General features: G+C 58.4%; 22 protein-coding genes. 20 read left to right on the plus strand and 2 right to left on the minus strand.

The window, feature by feature from the left end; translation table 11 throughout:
* Positions 1–172: 172 nt before the first annotated feature.
* Positions 173–1,438 carry a beta-ketoacyl-ACP synthase II gene (gene fabF, locus AC2FHW_RS04120; RefSeq protein WP_142633158.1) on the plus strand — a complete coding sequence of 422 codons (1,266 nt, stop codon included), beginning with the start codon at positions 173–175 and terminating at the stop codon, positions 1,436–1,438.
* Entirely contained in the window at positions 1,439–2,599 is a 1,161-nt protein-coding gene (mltG, locus tag AC2FHW_RS04125; RefSeq protein ID WP_271947623.1) for an endolytic transglycosylase MltG, read from the plus strand.
* 33 nt (positions 2,600–2,632) lie between these two features.
* Here mltG and AC2FHW_RS04130 read toward each other — a convergent pair whose 3' ends face one another.
* Positions 2,633–3,895 (minus strand): DEAD/DEAH box helicase, encoded by a 1,263-nt coding sequence (locus tag AC2FHW_RS04130; protein WP_142633162.1) that lies wholly within the window; start codon positions 3,893–3,895, stop codon positions 2,633–2,635.
* Between the two features lie 317 nt (positions 3,896–4,212).
* Positions 4,213–4,749: a winged helix-turn-helix transcriptional regulator gene (locus AC2FHW_RS04135; protein WP_142633164.1), complete on the minus strand. Its 537-nt coding sequence runs from the start codon at positions 4,747–4,749 to the stop codon at positions 4,213–4,215.
* A gap of 40 nt (positions 4,750–4,789) precedes the next feature.
* Between AC2FHW_RS04135 and AC2FHW_RS04140 the strand changes: the two genes are divergently transcribed.
* The 18 genes from AC2FHW_RS04140 (at position 4,790) to AC2FHW_RS04225 (ending at position 20,330) form a co-directional block, all read left to right on the plus strand.
* Positions 4,790–5,167 carry a VOC family protein gene (locus AC2FHW_RS04140; RefSeq protein ID WP_271947618.1) on the plus strand — a complete coding sequence of 126 codons (378 nt, stop codon included), beginning with the start codon at positions 4,790–4,792 and terminating at the stop codon, positions 5,165–5,167.
* Positions 5,168–5,626: 459 nt separating this feature from the next.
* Positions 5,627–6,997, plus strand: coding sequence for a DNA-packaging protein (locus AC2FHW_RS04145; RefSeq protein WP_465160600.1), 1,371 nt, complete (start codon positions 5,627–5,629; stop codon positions 6,995–6,997).
* 119 nt (positions 6,998–7,116) lie between these two features.
* Positions 7,117–7,929 (plus strand): class I SAM-dependent methyltransferase, encoded by an 813-nt coding sequence (locus tag AC2FHW_RS04150; RefSeq protein ID WP_271947611.1) that lies wholly within the window; start codon positions 7,117–7,119, stop codon positions 7,927–7,929.
* Between the two features lie 171 nt (positions 7,930–8,100).
* Positions 8,101–9,264: a phage portal protein gene (locus tag AC2FHW_RS04155; RefSeq protein WP_271947609.1), complete on the plus strand. Its 1,164-nt coding sequence runs from the start codon at positions 8,101–8,103 to the stop codon at positions 9,262–9,264.
* Positions 9,257–9,475, plus strand: coding sequence for a GTA head formation protein, RCAP_rcc01685 family (locus AC2FHW_RS04160; RefSeq protein ID WP_142633175.1), 219 nt, complete (start codon positions 9,257–9,259; stop codon positions 9,473–9,475). The genes AC2FHW_RS04155 and AC2FHW_RS04160 overlap by 8 nt, the downstream gene beginning before the upstream one ends.
* A gap of 14 nt (positions 9,476–9,489) precedes the next feature.
* The gene (locus AC2FHW_RS04165) at positions 9,490–10,047 is read left to right on the plus strand and encodes an HK97 family phage prohead protease (protein ID WP_142633177.1); all 558 of its coding nucleotides are present in this window, start codon (positions 9,490–9,492) and stop codon (positions 10,045–10,047) included.
* 35 nt (positions 10,048–10,082) lie between these two features.
* On the plus strand, positions 10,083–11,261 hold the full coding sequence (locus AC2FHW_RS04170) for a phage major capsid protein (RefSeq protein WP_271947605.1): 1,179 nt from the start codon (positions 10,083–10,085) through the stop codon (positions 11,259–11,261).
* A 171-nt stretch (positions 11,262–11,432) separates the two neighbouring features.
* Positions 11,433–12,032 (plus strand): head-tail connector protein, encoded by a 600-nt coding sequence (locus tag AC2FHW_RS04175; protein ID WP_496700535.1) that lies wholly within the window; start codon positions 11,433–11,435, stop codon positions 12,030–12,032.
* Positions 12,029–12,367, plus strand: coding sequence for a phage head closure protein (locus AC2FHW_RS04180; RefSeq protein WP_496705933.1), 339 nt, complete (start codon positions 12,029–12,031; stop codon positions 12,365–12,367). Before AC2FHW_RS04175 ends, AC2FHW_RS04180 begins: the two co-directional genes overlap by 4 nt.
* Positions 12,364–12,777, plus strand: a complete 414-nt coding sequence (locus tag AC2FHW_RS04185) for a DUF3168 domain-containing protein (protein WP_281994461.1) — start codon at positions 12,364–12,366, stop codon at positions 12,775–12,777. Before AC2FHW_RS04180 ends, AC2FHW_RS04185 begins: the two co-directional genes overlap by 4 nt.
* 20 nt (positions 12,778–12,797) lie before the next feature.
* Complete coding sequence (locus AC2FHW_RS04190) at positions 12,798–13,211, plus strand: phage major tail protein, TP901-1 family (RefSeq protein ID WP_142633188.1); 414 nt, start codon at positions 12,798–12,800, stop codon at positions 13,209–13,211.
* A gap of 2 nt (positions 13,212–13,213) precedes the next feature.
* On the plus strand, positions 13,214–13,534 hold the full coding sequence (locus AC2FHW_RS04195; RefSeq protein ID WP_271947598.1) for a gene transfer agent family protein: 321 nt from the start codon (positions 13,214–13,216) through the stop codon (positions 13,532–13,534).
* The gene (locus AC2FHW_RS04200) at positions 13,531–13,740 is read left to right on the plus strand and encodes a rcc01693 family protein (RefSeq protein WP_271947596.1); all 210 of its coding nucleotides are present in this window, start codon (positions 13,531–13,533) and stop codon (positions 13,738–13,740) included. Before AC2FHW_RS04195 ends, AC2FHW_RS04200 begins: the two co-directional genes overlap by 4 nt.
* Positions 13,727–14,389, plus strand: coding sequence for an RcGTA-type gene transfer agent tail tape measure protein (locus tag AC2FHW_RS04205; RefSeq protein ID WP_271947594.1), 663 nt, complete (start codon positions 13,727–13,729; stop codon positions 14,387–14,389). The genes AC2FHW_RS04200 and AC2FHW_RS04205 overlap by 14 nt, the downstream gene beginning before the upstream one ends.
* Before the next feature lie 15 nt (positions 14,390–14,404).
* Complete coding sequence (locus AC2FHW_RS04210; protein WP_271947592.1) at positions 14,405–15,037, plus strand: DUF2460 domain-containing protein; 633 nt, start codon at positions 14,405–14,407, stop codon at positions 15,035–15,037.
* Positions 15,037–15,924 (plus strand): phage/gene transfer agent baseplate hub protein, encoded by an 888-nt coding sequence (locus AC2FHW_RS04215; RefSeq protein ID WP_271947591.1) that lies wholly within the window; start codon positions 15,037–15,039, stop codon positions 15,922–15,924. Before AC2FHW_RS04210 ends, AC2FHW_RS04215 begins: the two co-directional genes overlap by 1 nt.
* Positions 15,921–16,367, plus strand: coding sequence for a C40 family peptidase (locus AC2FHW_RS04220; protein WP_271947589.1), 447 nt, complete (start codon positions 15,921–15,923; stop codon positions 16,365–16,367). The genes AC2FHW_RS04215 and AC2FHW_RS04220 overlap by 4 nt, the downstream gene beginning before the upstream one ends.
* Entirely contained in the window at positions 16,368–20,330 is a 3,963-nt protein-coding gene (locus tag AC2FHW_RS04225; RefSeq protein ID WP_496821466.1) for a baseplate multidomain protein megatron, read from the plus strand.

Below are 20,330 nucleotides of genomic sequence, written 5' to 3' on the forward strand. Positions count from 1 at the left end.
CATGTCCAGTGAAAGGGCGGGCTTTCATCTGGCCAGGAGCCGCATTGCAAGAGTGTATACTGTAGATGTTCCGCTCAATCTGCTTGTGTGATGATTGCGCCTTGCTCTTGCCCCCGCACCCCGGCCCGGGGTATGAGCGTTTCTCAAACAGGAAGCAGGCAAGAGGCATTTTATGCGCAGAGTCGTTGTAACCGGTCTTGGGTTGGTCACTCCATTGGCCAGCGGGGTCGAGGAAACATGGTCGCGGTTGCTGGATGGGGAATCCGGTGCAGGCCCGATCACGCAATTTGATGCTGAGGCAAGTGGGGTCACCACAACGTATGCCTGCGAAGTTCCGCGAGGCGACGGCACCGACGGGACATTCAATCCTGACGACTGGATGCCGCCGAAAGAGCAGCGCAAGATCGAAGACTTCATTCTGTACTCGATTGCAGCAGCTGAAATGGCCTGCAAGGATTCCGACTGGCTGCCCGAGGATGAAGAGGCGCGCTTGCGCACTGGCGTTCTTATCGGTTCAGGTATCGGTGGGCTGGGCTCCATTGCAGCAACGGCTAACCTGATCCGCGACAAGGGCCCTCGACGGGTGTCGCCTTTCTTTATTCCAGGCGCGCTGATTAACCTGGCCTCGGGTCAGGTGTCGATCCGCCATGGATTCAAAGGCCCGAACCATTCGGTTGTGACTGCATGTTCGACCGGTGCTCACGCTATTGGGGACGCAAGCCGCATTATCCGTGCCGGTGACGCTGACGTAATGGTTGCCGGTGGTGGCGAAGGGTGCATTTGCGAAATAGGTATCGCTGGATTCAACGCTTGCAAGGCGCTGTCGACCAAATACGCGGATAACCCCAAAGCAGCCAGCCGCCCCTATGACGTCGACCGAGACGGTTTTGTCATGGGTGAAGGTTCGGGCATCGTTGTTCTGGAAGAGTACGAGCACGCAAAAGCGCGTGGCGCGAAAATCTATGCCGAAGTTCTGGGCTATGGCATGTCCGGTGATGCCTATCATATCACCGCACCCAGTGAGGACGGCGATGGCGCAGAGCGTTCTATGAACGCAGCGCTACGCAGCGCGGGGCTGGAGCCGAAGGACCTAGACTATATTAACGCGCATGGCACATCGACCATGGCCGATACCATTGAATTGGGTGCGGTCGAGCGTCTCCTGGGCGAGCATTCGGCGAATGTAACCATGAGTTCGACCAAATCGGCCACGGGCCATCTGTTGGGCGCTGCAGGCGCGATCGAAGCCATTTTCTCGATCCTCGCAATCCGCGATCAGGTTGCGCCACCGACGATCAATTTGGACAACCCAGCGGTCGAGACACCGATTGATCTGGCTCCGAATGCCAAGCGCGAGCGCAAGATTGATGTGGCGTTGTCAAACTCGTTTGGATTTGGCGGCACCAATGCAAGTGTGATCTTCGGAAAGGTCAGCTAAATGTGGCGCGCGATGGCCTCCAACATGCTGACCATCCTGGTGGTCGGCCTGTTTCTTGCCGGTGGACTGATTTTATGGGGGCAGGCGCGATACAAGAATGCGGGCCCTCTGGAAACTGCGATGTGTTTGCAGGTCGAACGTGGCTCGAACATGACGCAGGTCAGCCGACAGCTGGAGGATCAGGGCGCGATCAGCAGCGCTACTATATTCCGTATGGCGGCGGATTATACCGACAAGGCACCTCAGCTGAAGGCAGGCAGCTTTCTGGTCCGCGAGGGTGCTTCGATGGAGCAGATCATTGATGAGATTACGCGGAGCGGGGCCAGTACCTGCGGATCCGAGATTGAGTACCGGATCGGTGTAACCCGCATACAAACCCGTGTACGCGAATTGAACCCCGCAACATTGGACTTCGATGAAATCGCATCGTTCGATGTAGCGGAAGAAGAAATACCCGCGGCTTATACCCAAAAGCGCGAAGACTCAGACACACGGTACCGGGTCTCGATTGCTGAAGGTGTTACATCCTGGCAAGTGGTCGAGGGTCTTAAGCAGATCGACGCGTTGACGGGGGAAATCCCTGAAATACCGGCCGAAGGGGCGCTGGCACCGGACAGCTATGACATTGTGCGAGGTGCCGATCGGGCGGCAATCCTGCAGTCGATGCAGGATAAGCAGCAACTGCGCATTAACGCCGCCTGGGAAGGGCGGCAGGATGATTTGCCAATCAATACCCCCGAAGAGATGCTGATTTTGGCGTCAATCATCGAAAAGGAAACTGGTGTTCCGCATGAGCGTGGACAGGTCGCTAGCGTATTTGTAAACCGGCTTGAGCGAGGCATGAAGCTGCAGACGGACCCGACTGTAATCTATGGTGTCACCAAGGGGCAGGGCACGTTGGGCCGAGGCCTGCGCCGCAGCGAACTGCGCCGTGCAACGCCTTGGAACACTTATGTGATTGATGGGCTCCCGCCAACACCTATCGCAAATCCTGGTCTTGCAAGTCTTGAAGCCGCAGTTTCGCCCGAAGCGACTGATTTTGTTTTCTTTGTTGCAGATGGCACCGGCGGACATGCTTTTGCCGAGACACTGGATGAGCATAATCGAAACGTCGCCAAATGGCGTGAGATTGAGGCCGAGCGCCAAAGCACCGGAAACTAAAAAAGGCGCCGCGAATAGCGGCGCCTTTTAGATTTAGGCGGCGGAGGATCGACGCGGTCGCCGACGTTTTGGGCCTCCGGGATTGCCCGACTTGTTAGCTGCTTGCGGCTTTGGACCACGGCGACGGAACCCTCCGCCTTTCCGCGATTTTGCGGGTTCGGCGAACTCGGGCATTGTGCCGCTGGCGACCGGAACCTCAATTTTCATCAGTTTCTGAATCTGCTTCAGTTGATCCAGTTCATCCGGTGCACAGAAAGCGATCGCCTCGCCTTCGCGACCGGCACGGGCGGTTCGGCCAATGCGGTGGACGTAGTTATCCGGCACTTCGGGTAGGTCGTAGTTGATGACATAGGCAACGCCCGGGATGTCGATGCCGCGAGCGGCCACGTCTGTTGCCACCAAGACATTTATTTCGCCTGCGCGGAAAGCTTTGATCGCCCTGTCACGCTGTCCCTGACTTTTGTTGCCATGGATCGAGGCGGCGTTGAAGCCGTCGGCCACGAGACCCTTCATCAGCTTCTCGGCGCCATGTTTTGTACGCGAAAACACCAGCGTCAGAGCTTCTTTGTCCGCAGATAAAATCTCCCGCAGTTTGCTCGGTTTTTCCGCGCGGCTCAGGAAATGAACCGATTGGGTGATCTTGTCGGCGGCTTTACCCGGAGGGGACACTTGAATGCGTTGCGGGTTTGTCAGGTAGGCCTGGCTGAGTTCTTCCATCTGCTTGGGCATAGTGGCAGAGAACAGCATCGTTTGGCGGGGCGTGCCCAACTGCGGTGCAATCCGGCGCAGAGCATGAATAAAGCCCATGTCCAGCATCTGATCGGCTTCGTCCAGTACCAGATGACGTACCGAGCCGAGGTCGACTGCTCTGCGTTCCATCAGGTCGATCAAACGACCAGGGGTGGCAACCAGAATGTCTGTGCCGCGTGCCAGAAACGAAATCTGCCTGCTGATGGACTGACCGCCAACAACTGTCGCCACGCGCAGCTTCGTATTCGTGGTCAAATTGCGCAGGCTATCTGCGATTTGGTTGACCAGTTCACGGGTCGGAGCAAGGATCAGAGCCTTGGCGGTTTTCGGCGCAGGCTTGCCGGTCTGAGCCAGCAGGTGATCGATCAGAGGTAGGCCAAAAGCCAGTGTCTTGCCGGTGCCGGTCTGGGCAAGGCCCAGAATATCGTGCCCCTGCAATGCCATGGGGATTGCCTGGTTCTGAATCGGAGTGGGTTGTGAAAAATTGGCGCGTTTCAATGCGTCATTCAGGGCCGGGGCCAGGCCCAGCATATCAAAGTCGAACAAATATCATTCCTTTTTTGCCCCTGGCGACTGGATCACCACGGGCGACATAAATCAGCAGCGCAATATGCGATGCCAACAGGGTTACGCTAAGACTCTGGATGCACAGGCGTTTCCTGCGGCATCCGGCCGTCGCATTCAGAACCCTGCGTGAAGGGGAACTATGGGGTGAATCGAGCGCTGTGGAGCAGGTCGGACCTGCCAATGCTCACGCGTCAGCGCTTTGTTAAGGCGCTCATGCAGGTTGCGGGGCGGAATGTCAAGCTGTGCGTTATAGATCACATCCGGCGAAAAGGATCGTTGTGGGCTGTCTGCAACCTTTAAGCAGTGAGATTGACCGCTTGGTTGATCGCAAAACCTGTTCTTACAGCTCGATATGTAGGGAAGGGCATCCGTGCGGCAGTTTCAATGTCCCGTCGGATCCAGTCGAGCGCCTCTAGCTGTTGAAGGGACGACGACAGCGCCCGATCCGTGATCGATACCAAATCCGATTTGATGGCGGAAAAGCGGTGCGGAGTGCCGGTGAGTGCCAGGATCGGGACGGTCCAGGATTTACGGACGAGCTTGAACTTGGTGTCATCCGGAACGGCGTTTACGATTGCGCTGGCCATACTGGCGGCTTCGATCCCCGGCAGGGTTAATCGGAATTCAGGGCGCAATGGGTGCCCGTGGCCCGGATTCCTTTCGATCAGGTCAAGGCGTATGAGATGGTCCAGACTTGCCGCGAAGGCAGTTCTTCCTGCGCTGGTGGCAGCAAGCAGAGCGGCCTGCCTGCCAGGAGTGCCGGAATGCATGAGTGCCAGAATATTCAGCGACCAAGCTCGGGAGGTCAGCTTGACAAGCAAATTAATGTCCATAAAGTATAGTTAATATAAATTAGCTCAAAAGGAAAGATTGATGCCCCTTGTTTCTTTGAAAAACACGATCACCCTTGCGATTTCGGTTCGGGACCGCCATGCAAGCGCCGAATGGTTCAGCGACAAATTGGGGTTTGAACTTTCCCATCACATAGATGAGGCGGGTTGGAGTGAGATGCGCACCAATGTGGATGGCGTCACATTGGGTTTAGGAGAGCAGGCCGAGCCCTCACCGGGAAATTGTGTTCCAGTGTTTGAGGTCGCCGATATCTCCACCGCGCGCAGTGCGTTAGAGGATGCAGGGGTGGCATTCGACGGTGCGACGGAAACGATCGAAGGAATGGTCAGCACGGCCACGTTTTATGATCCGGATATGAATGCGCTGATGCTGGCACAGGATTTGACTGGCAGCAGCTAAAGACGCGCGCGGGGAAGAAATTGTTAACCTGCACCGAAAGTTCCCTGTTGCGTGGTTGTTGCGCAATTCATTGACTTTTCGAACTTAATTTGGTATGAACTGTGTCATGCTAGAAGAAGTGAGCAACGGCCTCGGGGTAACATCCGGCGGCCGTTTTTCGTTTCTCTCGTGCGGAGAAAACTCACGCATGAGGTCAATACGCAAACATGACATTGATTACCCCGGAAGAGCGGATTTCCCAAACGGCTGACTTGTTGCAGTCACTTGAGACATCCATTCGCGGTCTGCGCAAAGCAGCGGAAGAACTGCGCAGGCAGATCAGTGCCGGGGAGGATGCAGATATTGCTGGTGCAGGTAAGCAACTGGGACAGCTTGAGGGGCTGATCCGAAGTTGCCAAAAAGTGGAGACAAGCCTTGTCGAACAACATCACAGACAAGCCGGAGTTGCCCAAGGGGGCTATGCGCTCGACCTTGATCGGGCACGATCTGAGATCGGGTGCAGGCTGGCTCGCCTCCGCGCCTGTTGCGGTGCAGGACAGATTTCTGAGTGAGATCGGGGAGGGGGGGCTGTGCGCCCTCCCTTTCCTGTTTGAGTTCTGGGCGCTGCCGCATCAATTGCCGCCAGAAGGTGACTGGCGGTCCTGGGTGATCATGGGCGGGCGCGGAGCCGGTAAGACCCGGGCCGGGGCTGAATGGGTGCGGTCTATGGTCGAGGGGTCTTTGCCGTTGGACACGGGTAAGGCGCGCCGGGTGGCTCTGCTTGGCGAGACGTTTGATCAGGTGCGCGACGTGATGATCTTTGGCGATAGTGGGATATTGCAATGCTCACCACCAGATCGTCGACCAATTTGGAAGGCGTCAGAGCGAAAACTAGTCTGGCCCAACGGGGCCGAGGCGCAGGCGTTCTCGGCCCATGATCCTGAGGGATTGCGCGGGCCGCAATTCGATGCGGCCTGGGTGGATGAGCTGGCTAAGTGGAAAAAGGCGGGCGAGACCTGGGACATGTTGCAATTTGCGCTGCGGTTGGGGGATCAGCCCCGGGTCTGTGTTACAACCACGCCGCGCAATGTGAAAGTTTTGAAGGATCTGCTGGCGTCGCCGTCCACGGTGCAGACCCATGCGCCGACCGAGGCGAACCGGGCCAATTTAGCGGGGTCGTTTCTAGCCGAGGTGCGCGCGCGCTATGCCGGTACACGGCTGGGGCGGCAGGAGCTGGACGGCGTTTTGCTGTCGGATGCTGAGGGCGCGCTGTGGACGGGTTCTATGCTAGAGGCAGCGCGTTGTGCCCAGGTGCCCGAGTTGGATCGCATCGTGGTGGCGCTGGACCCGGCGGTGACGGCGGGGGCGGATGCGGATGCCTGTGGGATCGTGATCGTGGGCGTGCGGTTGCAGGGGCCGCCCGAGGACTGGCGCGCCTATGTGCTGGCCGACCGGACGGTGCAGGGGGTTGGCCCGGCGGGCTGGGCGCAGGCGGCGATTGACGCGATGGATGAGTTCGGGGCCGAGCGGCTGGTGGCCGAGGTCAATCAGGGCGGTCAACTGGTGGAAGAGGTCGTGCGGCAGGTGGATCCTCTGGTCCCGTTTCGGGCTGTGCGGGCCTCACGTGGCAAGGTGGCACGGGCCGAGCCTGTGGCAGCGTTGTATGAGCAGGGGCGGGTGTCGCATGTGGCCGGGCTGGACGCGCTGGAGGAGCAGATGTGTCAGATGACCGCGCGGGGGTATCAAGGGCAGGGCTCGCCCGACCGGGTCGACGCGCTGGTCTGGGCGCTGCATGAGTTGGTTGTAGGGCCTGCGGGGGCGTATCGGCGGCCTAGGGTGCGGAGTTTGTGAGGATAAAAAAAGGCGGAGAGCGGCGATTGAAGGACTGATCGCGGTCCGAAGTGACGTAGCCAGCGATTTATGCTAGGAATACACCCTTTGCGACCACAGGGTCGGGGAGGGATTTCGTAGTGTCTACAAGTGACAAAAACTTCACCGGCTCAATTCCAGACATTTATGATGAATTTCTGGTTCCATTGATTTTCGAATCTTATGCCGCAGACTTGGCAAAGAGAGTCGCTGATACCAAACCCAAAGCTGTTTTGGAGACCGCCGCGGGTAGCGGAGTAGTAACACGTGCGTTGGCCCCGCTGCTGAGCGACGAAATTCGTTATGTGGTTACTGATTTAAATCAACCGATGTTGGACAGAGCGTCAACGCAGCAACCGAAAGCCAATCGAATAGAATGGAAGCAGGCGGATGCGTTGGCGTTGCCCTTTGAGACAAATACATTTGACGTTGTCTGTTGCCAGTTTGGGGTGATGTTTTTTCCTGACAAAGTAGCTGGTTACAAGGAAGCCCTTCGTGTTTTGAAGGATGGCGGGTGTTTTATCTTCAATGTTTGGGACAGTATCGAAGAGAACGAGTTTGCGCATTGCGTGACGAAGACGGCATCTCGGTTTTTCCCGGAAGATCCCCCAGTGTTTTTAGCAAGAACACCCCATGGGCACGGCAATATTGATTCAATTGTCGATGATCTTAAGGAAGCTGGTTTTACGGATATCGAAACACTGACCATTTCCGAGCAAAGCCGAGCGAGCAATCCGCAAGCTCCGGCAGTGGCTTACTGCCAGGGGACACCGCTTAGAAATGAGTTGGAAGAACGTGCTGCGGGCTCATTGACTGAAATTACAGACGCCGCCGCCGCCGACATCGAAAAGCTGTTTGGTAAAGGGCCGGTGTCCGGCAAAATTCAGGGGCATGTTTTTCTTGCGAGACCGTAAACGCCAAATTGATTTTTCTACCCACTCTATTCGCTTCTGCGTTGTGAATTAGTAAGAATTCCAACCCGTTGCCCTACCCCCGTACGTTCTATTCCCGAGGCATAAACTTCTCTGCGTCATAACTCCTTTCAACAAGCCGGACACAGCGGCGACAGAAAGGAGCATCTGGACATGGTATTCGATTTCTTGCGTCGTGGAGCGGCAGAGGAAGCGCCCGAAGCAAAGGCAAGTGCAGCCGGACCCGTGGTTGCATGGCAAACCGGTGGGCGCGTGGCGTGGAGCCCTCGGGACACGGTATCGCTGACGCGGACGGGGTTTTCGGGGAACCCGGTGGGGTTTCGCTCGGTCAAGCTGATTGCCGAGGCGGCGGCGGCGTTACCTTTGGTGCTGCAGGATCAGGCGCAGCGGTATGAGACGCATCCGATCCTGTCCCTGATGCGGCGTCCTAATGCGGCGCAGGGACGGGCAGAGTTGATGGAGGCCTTGTTCGGGCAGTTGCTGCTGTCGGGCAATGCCTATGTTGAGGCTGTGCAGGTCGAGGAAAGACTGCCGGTTGAGCTGCATGTGCTGCGATCCGATCGGATGAGCGTGGTGCCGGGAGCGGATGGCTGGCCCAAGGCGTATGATTACGCTGTGGGCGGCAAGAAACACCGGTTTGCGGCGGAAAATATCTGTCATATCAAGTCGTTCCACCCGCAAGATGATCATTACGGGTTCTCGCCGATGCAAGCGGCGGCGATGGCGATTGATGTGCATAACAGCGCGTCGCGTTGGTCAAAATCGCTGCTGGACAATGCGGCGCGGCCTTCGGGGGCGCTGGTCTGGAAGGGCGGTGATGGCCATGGAGTTATGGCCGAGGACCAGTTCCGGCGTCTGTCCGATGAGATTGAGCAGAACTATCGCGGGGCGCGGAATGCTGGTCGTCCGATGGTTCTGGAAGGGGGGTTGGATTGGAAGCCGATGGGCTTTTCGCCCTCGGACATGGAGTTTCAGAAGACCAAGGAAGCCGCCGCCCGCGAGATCGCGCTGGCCTTTGGGGTCCCGCCGATGCTGCTGGGGATACAAGGCGACGCGACCTATTCGAACTATCAGGAGGCCAACCGGGCGTTCTATCGCCTGACCGTGCTGCCCCTGGTGACGCGGGTGGCGGCGGCGGTGTCGGAGTGGCTGGCGGGTTTTTCCGGTGAGGAATTGGTGCTGAAGCCCGATCTGGATCAGGTGCCTGCGCTGTCGGCGGAACGGGACGCGCAATGGGCGCGGGTCAATGGGGCCGAATTCCTGAGCGATGCCGAAAAGCGCGCCTTGCTGGGGCTGCCGGAGCGTGCAGATGGCTGAAGGATATCCGCCATTCGATTGCGCGCCAGGCTTGCGGCTGGCCGCGCATGAGCGGGTGGCCGAGATCCAGCATGAACATCTGTGCAGGCGGCTGGATCAGATCGAAGAGATGATGGAGCGGCTGGAGAGGCGGTTGTGGCTGACGGTGTATGGCGTGGCAGCGGTGATCCTGGCGCAGGCGTTTCAGTCATTCCTTTCAGTAACACCATGAATTCAGCAGGTTACATGGAGAAGATTATGGATTTGGAGCATAAGTTCGCACGGTTCGGAGAGGGCCTTTCGGTGACCGAGGACGCGGTGATCGAAGGTTATGCCAGCCTGTTTGGACAGGTGGATCAGGGCAGTGACGTGGTGCAGAAAGGTGCGTATCGCGGTTCCCTTGAGGGGCTGGCTACAGCGGGCCAAAGGGTCAAGATGCTGTGGCAGCACGATCCGGCGCAACCCATCGGGGTTTGGGACGAGGTGCGCGAGGACGACCGGGGCCTGTGGGTCAAGGGCCGTCTGCTGAAAAGCACGCAAAAGGGCCGCGAGGCGGCCGAGTTGATCCGGGCGGGCGCAATGGATGGCCTGTCGATTGGCTATCGTACCAAGCGCGCCGTGAAGAATGACAAGGGCCAGCGGGTCCTGACCGAACTGGAGCTGTGGGAGGTGTCGCTGGTGACGTTCCCGATGCTGCCCAGTGCGCGGGTGGCGGCAAAGGGGGTGGACCCCGAGGCCGAGAACACCTGGCGCAGTATTGCCGAGGTGTTTGATCACGCCCGGCAGGAACTGGCGCGAACCTAGCGCGCCGAAACCTCACCCCCAAAAAGGAAGTGCTGATGAGCAAGACCGAAACCCCGGCCTTGACCGGAGAGGGTGTGCCCCTGGTTCAGGAGGTGAAGCAGGCGATGACTGGCTTCGTGAACGAATTCAAGGGCCTCAAGGCTGAAGTTAAGACAAAATTGCAACAGACAGAAGAGCGACTGACCATGCTGGATCGTAAATCAACCATCGCGGCACGCCCGCATCTTGCGGCCTCAATCGAGGAAGGCGCACCGCATCAGAAGGCCTTTGATGCCTATGTGCGTTCGGGTGAGGATGACGGCCTGCGTGGTCTTGAGATGGAGGTGAAATCCCTCTCGAGCGCTGTGAACAGTGACGGTGGGTACCTGATTGACCCGCAAACCGCCGAGATCATCAAATCGGTGCTGAAATCTACGGCCTCTATCCGCTCGATTGCTTCGATCGTAAATGTCGAGGCGAACTCGTTCGATGTTTTGATCGACCACACGGATGTCGGTGCGGGCTGGGCAGATGAAAATGCTGCGGCGAGCGAAACCAGCACCCCGTCGATTGACCGAATCTCGATCCCGCTGCACGAGTTGAGCGCACTGCCCAAAGCCTCGCAGCGACTGCTGGATGACAGCGCGTTCGATGTCGAGGGTTGGCTGGCCGGCCGTATCGCGGACAAGTTTGCACGCGCCGAGGCCTCGGCCTTTATCAACGGCGACGGTGCGGACAAACCCAAGGGTATTCTGAACCACGCCAAGGTCGACAACGATGTTTGGGATTGGGGTAACATTGGTTATGTCCCCACCGGCATCGATGGCGGTGTCGAGGCGGATGCCATTGTGGACGTGGTTTATGCGCTGGGTGCGCAGTACCGGGTCAACGGAACCTTCGTGATGAACTCGAAAACTGCTGGTCTGATCCGCAAGCTGAAAGACAGCGATGGCCGCTTCTTGTGGTCGGACGGTCTGGCGGCGGGTGAGCCGGCACGTCTGATGGGCTATCCGGTGCTGATCGCCGAAGATATGCCGGATGCGGGAACCGACAGTTTCTCGATTGCCTTCGGTGACTTCCAGGCGGGCTATACCATCGCCGAGCGCCCGGACCTGCGCGTATTGCGCGATCCCTTCAGCGCCAAACCGCATGTTCTGTTCTATGCGACCAAGCGCGTCGGCGGTGATGTCAGCGACTTTGCTGCGATCAAACTCGTGAAATTCGGCACCGCCTAAAGCGGGCTGAATCCCGGGGGGCCTTCGCCCCTCGGGGCGGCGGGCGCGGGTCGGGGCGAGATCCCTGCGTTGTCTAGCTGCTCCCCTCCGTCCGAGCAACGTGGGGCGGCGCGTGCCCGTCAATTCCTGAAGTTACGGCCCCGGAAGGGTCCGAGATTGCGGAGTGAATGGATGATGTTGATCGAAGAAACCGCCATCGCGGATGCGGCGCTGCCGGTGGATCAGTTCAAGGCGCATTTGAGGCTGGGAACAGGCTTTACTGGTGCCAGCGTGCAGGATGAAGTGCTCAAGGGCTTCTTAAGGGCGGCGATTGCTGCGATTGAGGCGCGTACCGGGAAGGTACTTATCACGCGTGAGTTTTCCTGGAGCCTTAACAGTTGGCGTGACCCTGCGGGCGAAGTGCTGCCTGTGGCGCCGGTCTCGACCATCAATACGGTCAGTTTGACGGATGCAGCGGGTACTGAAACCGCCGTTTCGTCTGACAGATACAGATTGGATCGCGATAGCCAGCGCCCGCGGATACGCCCTGCCGGGGCTGTCTTGCCCGCTATTTCGACCGGCGGATCCGTGAAGATCGCGTTTATCGCCGGTATTGCCGGGGAATGGTCAAGGTTGCCGGCAGATCTCGGGCAGGCGGTTCTGCTGTTGGCCGCGCATTACTATGAATACCGGGATGAGACCACGTTGGGTGCCGGCTGTATGCCCTTTGGCGTGACCAGCCTGATCCAACGCTATCGTGTGGTTCGTTTTGGTGCAGGGGTGGCCCAATGAAGGCGCCTCGGCTGAATAGAAAACTGTTGCTTGAATCCTCTGTGCGCACCGCTGATGGCGCCGGTGGGTATCTGGAAACATGGGTCGCCTTGGGCTCGGTTTGGGCCGAAGTCACTGCGCGCAGCGGGTCAGAGCGAAATGTTGCAGGGTTGCCGGTTTCGCGTGTCGGCTACCGGATTGTGGTTCGTGGCGCGCCCGAAGGATCGACCATGCGCCCCTCGCCGGATCAGCGGTTTGCGGAAGGCACACGCCGTTTCGTTATCCGCGCCGTCGCCGAGCGAGACCCGCGCGGCCAGTACCTGATCTGCTTTGCGGATGAGGAGGTGGCGGTATGAGCTATGGCGTTTCAGCCGCGTTGCAAGCGGCAATCTACCAGAAATTGTCGGAAGACACACAGATCAGCACTCTTTCAGGTGGAGCGATCTATGACGCCGTTCCAGCGGGTTCAGTTCCGCAAACCTATGTGACGCTGGGCCCGGAAGAGGTGCGCGATGCCTCGGACCGATCGGGGACCGGTGCCGTCCATCGTTTCACGGTGTCCGTCGTGTCCGAAGCTGCCGGGTTCGGTGCAGCAAAAACGCTGGCGGGGGCGATTTGTGACGCCTTGGACAGTGCAGGGCTGACCCTGGATCGAGGCCGATTGGTCGGGCTGTGGTTCGAACGTGCCTCGGCCCGTCGGACCGGAACGGGCGGCGCGATCCGCCAGATCGACCTGAGATTCCGCGCCCGCGTGGAAGACGATTAAGTAATCAACGGAGAGAGCAAATGGCTGCCCAGAACGGAAAAGACCTGTTGGTCAAAGTGGATATGAACGGCTCAGGCCTGTTCGAGACCATTGCGGGGCTGCGTGCCACGCGGGTCAGTTTCAATGCGGAAAGTGTCGATGTCACCAGCCTGGAAAGCCAGGGTGGCTGGCGCGAGCTATTGTCGGGCGCGGGGGTCAAGTCGGCCTCGATCTCGGGCTCGGGCGTATTCAAGGACGCGGGAACGGATGAGCGCGCGCGACAGCTGTTCTTTGACGGTGAGACACCTGGTTTTCAGATCATCATCCCGGATTTCGGGATTGTTGAAGGTGCGTTCCAGGTGACCGGCATCGAATATGCGGGCTCTCACAATGGCGAAGCGACCTATGAAATGAGCATGGCAAGCGCCGGTGCTCTGACCTTTACGGCGCTGTAACGATGGCCAATCCGTGGACGGGAGAGGTGGCACTGACCATCGATGGAGAGCAACGGGTTCTGAAGCTGACGTTGGGCGCTTTGGCGGAACTGGAACGGGAGTTGGGCACAGGGACACTGGTTGAACTGGTGCAACGGTTCGAAGGCGGCGCCTATTCCAGCGGTGATGTTCTGGCGCTTATCGTCGCCGGGCTGCGGGGGGGCGGGGCCAATGTCACCCGCGCCGATCTGCTGAGTGCCGAGATTGAGGGCGGGCCAATGCACGGCGCACGTGCTGCGGCCGAGTTGTTGGCAAGGGCCTTCATGGTGCCGGGGCAGGCATGAGCGGGTTCGACTGGCCCGCATTGATGCGGGTCGGATACCTCAGCCTACGCCTGACACCGGATCAATTCTGGAGCCTTACCCCGGCCGAGTTGCGGCTGATGCTGGGGCATGGCGCGGGCATGCCTTCGATGAACAGAATGGGTCTGGACGCGTTGCTGGCGGCCTATCCGGACAAGACAAAAGGAGAGCGTGATGACGGATCGTAACGGGTTGGAAGACCTGCAGGAGCGGGGCGAGGCGCTTGGCGACTCGTTGGGTGATGCGGCATCGATGGCTGCGGCATTTGATGGGCAGATGAAGCGCATCAAAGCAGCCTTTGAGGAAACGGGCAAGGATGTTGCAACGCTGGAGCGTGGCATGTCCGGTGGCCTGCGACGGGCGTTCGATGGTGTCGTGATGGACGGAATGAACTTGTCCGATGCGCTGGACGTGTTGAAGAACTCGATGATCCGCACCGCTTATTCTGCTGCGATCAAACCGGTCACGGATCATTTCGGCGGCCTTCTAGCCAATGGGATCGGAGGTTTTGTGAAGGGCATTCTTCCTTTTGCTGACGGCGGCAGCTTCAGCCAAGGACGGGTGATGCCCTTTGCCAACGGTGGAGTGATCAGCGGTCCAACCACGTTTCCAATGCGTGGGGGCACCGGGCTGATGGGCGAGGCTGGCCCCGAGGCCATCATGCCGCTGGCCCGCGGTACCGATGGGAAATTAGGTGTGCGCATGTCTGGCGGCGGCTCTGCGGTGAACGTGGTGATGAACATCACGACCCCGGACGTGCAGGGTTTTCGTCGAAGCCAAAGCCAGATCGCGGCCCAGATGAGCCGCGCGCTGGGCCGTGGCAATCGCAATAGGTAGATCAGGGAGCAGACCATGAATTTCCACGAAGTGAGATTTCCGGCCAGCCTGAGTTTTGGTTCGGTCGGTGGGCCCGAGAGGCGCACGGATATTGTGACGCTGGCAAACGGGTTCGAAGAGCGCAATACCCCTTGGGCGCATTCGCGGCGTCGCTATGATGCCGGTCTGGGTATGCGATCCTTGGATGACATCGAAACGTTGGTCTCGTTCTTCGAGGCGAGGCAGGGGCAGATGTTTGGATTTCGCTGGAAAGACTGGTCCGATTTCAAATCCGGTGCGGCTACGGGCGAAGTTGCCCAAGGCGACCAGATCATTGCGGAAGGTGATGGCGTAGCGACAGAATTCCAGCTGGTAAAGACCTATTCCTCGGGTGGATTCAGTTATGTAAGGCCGGTCGTCAAACCCGTATTGGGAACCGTCCGCGTAGGCGTCGAGCAGGATGAGATGCGTGAAGGTGTCGACTTCGAGGTGGATCTGAACTCGGGGTTGGTCACGTTCTATTCGCCTCCGCCTGAACGGGTTGATATCACCGCCGGCTTTGAATTCGATGTGCCAGTGAGGTTTGACACCGACAAGATCCAAACAAGTGTCGCGAGTTTTCAGGCAGGGGACGTTCCGAACGTGCCAGTGGTCGAGGTGCGTGTCTGATGGCTGGTGACAAACAGGCCCTGCAGGCCCATCTGCAGAGCGGTCTGACAACGACCTGTCGGTGTTGGGCGATTAGGCGCACAGACGGTGTTCAGCTTGGCTTTACCGACCATGACCTGAAGCTGAGCTTTGAAGGCCTGGACTTCAATGCAAGTTCGGGTCTGACGGCGGCCGCGATCGAGCAGGCAACGGGGCTGTCCATTGATAACTCGGAAGCAATGGGTGCGTTATCGGATGTCGCAGTAACCGAAGAGGATATCGAATCCGGTCGCTTCGACGGGGCCGAGGTGCGGGCATGGCTTGTGAACTGGGCCGATCCATCGCAGCGAATGTTGCAGTTCCGCGGATCAATTGGTGAATTGCGACGGGCAGGTGGGGCTTTTCATGCCGAACTGCGGGGCCTGACAGATAAGTTGAACCGACCTTTGGGCCGGATTTACCAAAAGCCCTGCACAGCCGTGCTGGGCGACAAGGCGTGCGGGTTCAACACCGATGCCCCGGGATATTCTGACGAAGCCGAAATCGTCGGTTTGACGGAGGGCAGTATTTTGCAGCTGCGAGGGGCGGAAACTCACCTTGAGGCATGGTTTGAACGTGGACGACTTGATGTGGTGACAGGCCGTGCGGCTGGGCTGTGGCGGGCGGTCAAGAAGGACCAAAAGACTGACGATGGCCGTTCGATCATACTGTGGTCCGCAATCAGCGGAGGATTGGCCGAAGGCGACAGGGTGAGGCTGACCGCAGGTTGCGACAAGCGCATGACGACCTGTCGCGTGAAGTTCAATAATATCACTAATTTCCAAGGTTTTCCTGACCTGCCTTCCGAAGATTGGGTGATGGCCGTTCCCAAGAACAACGGGGCGAACCGCGGAGGCAGCAGACGATGATCCCGATAAAGCAAAGCATTGTTGATGAGGCCCGAAGCTGGCTTGGTACCCCCTATGTTCATCAAGCTTCTGTCAAAGGGGTCGGAACAGACTGTCTGGGCCTGCTGCGCGGCGTATGGCGGGCGGTGCTTGGGCACGAACCTGAGGCCGTCCCGATCTATAGCATGGATTGGTCTGAACCACAGGGCGAAGAGCGTATGTGGGCCGCAGCACGCCGCCATCTTATCGAGAAAGACCCGGCATGGTTTTCTGTCGGAGACGTGTTGCTGTTTCGTATGCGGGAAAGTGGCGTTGCCAAGCATTTGGGGATTGTCAGCACCTGTCGAGACATCCCTCGGTTCATTCACGCTTATTCCGGACATGGCGTTGTTGAAAGCGCCCTGAGCGACCCGTGGCGACGGCGGGTTGTTTCTTGTTTTGAGTTCCCCACGGAGGATATCTAGATGGCGACGATATTACTGTCTGCGGCGGGTGCCGCAGTTGGCGGAGCCATTGGCGGCACGGTTGCAGGGCTGTCTACGGCAGTTATCGGCCGTGCCATTGGTGCCACTCTTGGGCGTGTCATCGACCAGCGTTTGATGAGCCAGTCGGTCATGGGCAGCGGCAGCGAAGTTGTAGAAACAGGCCGATTGGACCGTTTTCGCCTTACTCAGACGGGCGAGGGCGCCGCTGTCGCCAACATCTTTGGTCGAATGCGTATCGGGGGGCAGGTTATCTGGGCTTCGGATTTTTTGGAAACCCGCAGCACCAGCTCTACCACGCAATCGGTTGGGGGTGGCAAGGGATCCCCCAAGCAGCCCGAGGTTACAACGACCACCAACAGCTACAGCTATTCAGTTTCATTAGCGGTCGCGTTGGGCGCGGGGCAAATATCTGACGTGCCGCGTGTCTGGGCGGATGGCGAAGAGATTGAGCGCAGCAGTTTGAATATGCGCGTCTATCCTGGCACCGACGATCAGCTGCCCGATCCGTTGATCGAAGCAATCGAAGGTACTGGAAATGTCCCGGCCTATCGTGGCACCGCCTATATTGTGATCGAGGATTTGAAGCTGGGCGCTTTTGGAAACCGCGTCCCGCAGTTCTCGTTCGAGGTCGTACGGCAAGAGCAGCCTGGTTTGCCTGATACCGAAAATTCCCTGTCACGTATTGTACGAGGCGTGGCGCTAATGCCTGGGACCGGTGAATATGCACTGGCGTCCCAGCAGGTGAATTACACAAAAGGCCGCGGCCGCAGTTGGGCGGCCAATGTGAATTCGACCTCTGGTTTGCCTGATCTCGTGACGTCCACACAAGCCTTGAAAAGTGAACTTCCGGACTGTGAAGCCGCCTCTTTGGTTGTGTCCTGGTTCGGAAGTGATCTGCGATGCGGTCAATGCAAGATACAACCAAAGGTTCTGCAAAATGGTATCGAAGGCAAAAATATGCCCTGGGGTGTCGCGGGGCTGACAAGGGCAACCGCCCAGATCGTTCGTCAGGAAAATAACGAGCCCGTCTATGGCGCGACACCAGCGGACGCGTCGGTTATTCAAGCGATCCAACACCTTAAGCAAGAGGGGAAGCGGGTCATGTTCTACCCGTTTATCCTGATGGATCAGATCGGTGGAAACGGATTGCCCGACCCGTGGTCTGATGCCAGCGATCAGCCGCACCTTCCCTGGCGCGGTCGCATCACTCTGAGCGTTGCGCCTGGGCGAGACGGGTCTCCCGACCAGATGGCTGAGGCCAATGTTCAGGTGTCCGATTTCTTTGGTCAGGCGCGAGCGGATGATTTTGTTATCGGAAACGGCACTGTTTCCTACTCTGGCCCGCAGGAATGGGGGTTGTGCCGATTTATTCTTCACTACGCTGCCTTGTGTAAGGCGGCAGGTGGGGTGGACTCCTTCTGTATCAGTTCGGAAATGCGTGGTCTTACCCAGATTCGTGGCCTAAACGGATTTCCGGCCGTTGAGCAGCTGCGCGTTTTGGCAGGGCAAGTGCGTAGTATTCTGGGGCCAGACACAAAGATCGGTTATGCGGCGGACTGGAGCGAGTATTTCGGCTACCAGCCAAATGATGGCAGTGGGAATCGCTACTTTCACCTCGATCCGCTTTGGGCGGATGACAACATAGATTTCGTCGGTATCGACAACTACATGCCTCTGTCCGACTGGCGGGACGGTGAAGATCACGTGGATGCGGATGCCGGCGCAAAATCCATCTACGATCTTTCCTATCTGCGTGGGAACATCGAAGGTGGCGAAGGCTATGACTGGTATTATGCCTCGCCCGAAGAAGAGGCGGCACAAATCCGTACGCCGATCGGAGATGGTTCACATAACGAGCCGTGGATCTGGCGTTATAAGGACGTTCGCAACTGGTGGTCACAACCGCATCACGAGCGAATCAATGGTGTGCGTAGCGATAACCCGACTCTTTGGTTGCCAGAGTCCAAGCCCATCTGGTTCACTGAGCTCGGTTGTGCGGCAGTAGACAAAGGCACCAACCAGCCCAACAAGTTTCTAGACCCTAAATCTTCAGAATCCGGGTTGCCGAAATATTCAAACGGGCTTCGGGACGACTTTCTGCAGACGCAATACCTCAGGGCGGTTCTTGGCTATTGGTCGGACGCAGATATCAATCCAGTTTCATCCAGCTATGGCGGCCCGATGGTGGACGTGTACAATGCCTATGTCTGGGCGTGGGATGCGCGGCCCTATCCGACCTTTCCAAACCTGCGCAGCCAGTGGAGCGATGGGGCCAACTATGCCCGCGGCCATTGGCTTAATGGGCGTTCCGGCTCACGAACGCTGGCCTCTGTTGTGACCGAGCTTTGCCATGCTGCCGGTGTTACCGAGATTGATGTCTCGGGCCTTTACGGTTCCGTTCAGGGCTATGCGGTTGAACAGGTTTCGGATGCCCGTTCGGCATTGCAACCGCTCATGCTGCGGTATTGTTTCGATGCGCTTGAACGCGAAGGAAAACTGATCTTTCAGATGCGGGATGGCGCACGTGCCCTGACCCTGAATGAAGAGCAGTTGGCCATCACTTCGGACATTGACGGACACGTGGAATATCGCCGCGAGGCTGAGGCGGAAATGTCCGGCCGTGTCAGGCTGCGCTTTGTTCAGTCTGATGCTGACCATGAAATAGCCTCGGAAGAGGCTGTGTTGCCTGATGATGAAACCCATTCGGTATCGGTAAATGAGATGCCGTTGTCCATGACGCGGGCCGAGGGGCGTCAAACGGTGGAACGCTGGCTGAGTGAGGCGCGTGTCTCGCGCGAAACGGCCAGATTTGCATTGCCGCCATCGCTTTTGAATGTCGGGGCAGGGGATGTTGTGCAGCTGGTCAGCGGTGGGCAGGATGCGCGCTATCGTATCGACAGACTGGAACAGGCTGAAATGCAACTGGCCGAGGCGGTCCGGATTGAGCCCGGCGTTTACACGCCCCCGGATGCCCCCGCTGATGAGGTTTCTGCGAAGCCATTCATCGCTCCGGTGCCGGTGCTGCCGGTATTCTTGGACCTGCCTCTGATCACCGGTTCCGAAGTGCCGCATGCGCCATATCTTGCGGTTGCAGCAGACCCCTGGCCAGGAAGCGTTGCGGTGTACGCCGCATCAAGCGATGAGGATTACGCGTTGCAACAGGTGATTACAGGGCAGGCCATAATAGGCTTCACCGAAAGCCCGATGCGAAGGGCCAGTGCCGGACTTTGGGACGAGGGCGATGCCTTGCAGGTCAATCTGGTAGATGGCCTGTTGGAATCTCGTCCACGGTCTGCCTTGTTAAGCGGGGCAAATCTTGCGGCGATTGGCGACGGAACGCCGGACAACTGGGAGGTGTTCCAATTCGCGGATGCGGCTTTGCAATCCACGGGCGTCTACAGCCTGTCCGGGCGGTTGCGCGGTCAGCTGGGGACAGATGCGATTATGCCCGATCTCTGGCCCGAAGGATCAATGTTCGTGTTGTTGGACGAACGTGTCTTCCAGACAGGGTTGTTGCGGTCGGAACGTGGCCTGACCAAACATTACCGCATTGGCCCCGCAACCAGAGGGTACGAAGATCCCTCTTACGAGCATCTGGTCGAGGCCTTTGAAGGCAATGGTTTGCGGCCCTATGCCCCCTCTCATCTTCGCGTGCAGCAATCCAGCTCGAGGGACGTGTTCTCATGGGGGCGGCGGACACGTCTGGATGGCGATGACTGGTCCGGGCTGGATGTGCCGTTGAATGAAGAAACCGAAGCCTACCTTGTTCAGGTCCGGCAGAATGGTAGCCTGATCCGCGAAGAGGTCGTTGCCCAGCCGGATTGGAATTACACGTCGTCCATGAAGGCCGGTGACGCTGCAACTGGGTCTTATGAGGTGTCGGTTTCGCAGATATCTGCGGCTTACGGACCTGGATTGCCTGTCAGGCTGCAGGTCGGATAG

It is taken from the genome of Ruegeria sp. YTSA108, assembly GCF_059610185.1.

Bases quoted from the DNA above. Each gene is read 5' to 3' on its own strand.
- AC2FHW_RS04190 (WP_142633188.1), top strand. From the start codon at position 12,798: ATGGCTGCCCAGAACGGAAAAGACCTGTTGGTCAAAGTGGATATGAAC.
- AC2FHW_RS04180 (WP_496705933.1), top strand. From the start codon at position 12,029: ATGAAGGCGCCTCGGCTGAATAGAAAACTGTTGCTTGAATCCTCTGTG.
- AC2FHW_RS04170 (WP_271947605.1), top strand. From the start codon at position 10,083: ATGAGCAAGACCGAAACCCCGGCCTTGACCGGAGAGGGTGTGCCCCTG.
- AC2FHW_RS04175 (WP_496700535.1), top strand. From the start codon at position 11,433: ATGATGTTGATCGAAGAAACCGCCATCGCGGATGCGGCGCTGCCGGTG.
- AC2FHW_RS04140 (WP_271947618.1), top strand. From the start codon at position 4,790: ATGCCCCTTGTTTCTTTGAAAAACACGATCACCCTTGCGATTTCGGTT.
- fabF (WP_142633158.1), top strand. From the start codon at position 173: ATGCGCAGAGTCGTTGTAACCGGTCTTGGGTTGGTCACTCCATTGGCC.
- AC2FHW_RS04155 (WP_271947609.1), top strand. From the start codon at position 8,101: ATGGTATTCGATTTCTTGCGTCGTGGAGCGGCAGAGGAAGCGCCCGAA.
- AC2FHW_RS04185 (WP_281994461.1), top strand. From the start codon at position 12,364: ATGAGCTATGGCGTTTCAGCCGCGTTGCAAGCGGCAATCTACCAGAAA.
- AC2FHW_RS04195 (WP_271947598.1), top strand. From the start codon at position 13,214: ATGGCCAATCCGTGGACGGGAGAGGTGGCACTGACCATCGATGGAGAG.
- AC2FHW_RS04210 (WP_271947592.1), top strand. From the start codon at position 14,405: ATGAATTTCCACGAAGTGAGATTTCCGGCCAGCCTGAGTTTTGGTTCG.
- mltG (WP_271947623.1), top strand. From the start codon at position 1,439: ATGTGGCGCGCGATGGCCTCCAACATGCTGACCATCCTGGTGGTCGGC.
- AC2FHW_RS04200 (WP_271947596.1), top strand. From the start codon at position 13,531: ATGAGCGGGTTCGACTGGCCCGCATTGATGCGGGTCGGATACCTCAGC.
- AC2FHW_RS04135 (WP_142633164.1), bottom strand. From the start codon at position 4,749: ATGGACATTAATTTGCTTGTCAAGCTGACCTCCCGAGCTTGGTCGCTG.
- AC2FHW_RS04205 (WP_271947594.1), top strand. From the start codon at position 13,727: ATGACGGATCGTAACGGGTTGGAAGACCTGCAGGAGCGGGGCGAGGCG.
- AC2FHW_RS04165 (WP_142633177.1), top strand. From the start codon at position 9,490: ATGGAGAAGATTATGGATTTGGAGCATAAGTTCGCACGGTTCGGAGAG.
- AC2FHW_RS04220 (WP_271947589.1), top strand. From the start codon at position 15,921: ATGATCCCGATAAAGCAAAGCATTGTTGATGAGGCCCGAAGCTGGCTT.
- AC2FHW_RS04145 (WP_465160600.1), top strand. From the start codon at position 5,627: ATGCGCTCGACCTTGATCGGGCACGATCTGAGATCGGGTGCAGGCTGG.
- AC2FHW_RS04225 (WP_496821466.1), top strand. From the start codon at position 16,368: ATGGCGACGATATTACTGTCTGCGGCGGGTGCCGCAGTTGGCGGAGCC.
- AC2FHW_RS04160 (WP_142633175.1), top strand. From the start codon at position 9,257: ATGGCTGAAGGATATCCGCCATTCGATTGCGCGCCAGGCTTGCGGCTG.
- AC2FHW_RS04215 (WP_271947591.1), top strand. From the start codon at position 15,037: ATGGCTGGTGACAAACAGGCCCTGCAGGCCCATCTGCAGAGCGGTCTG.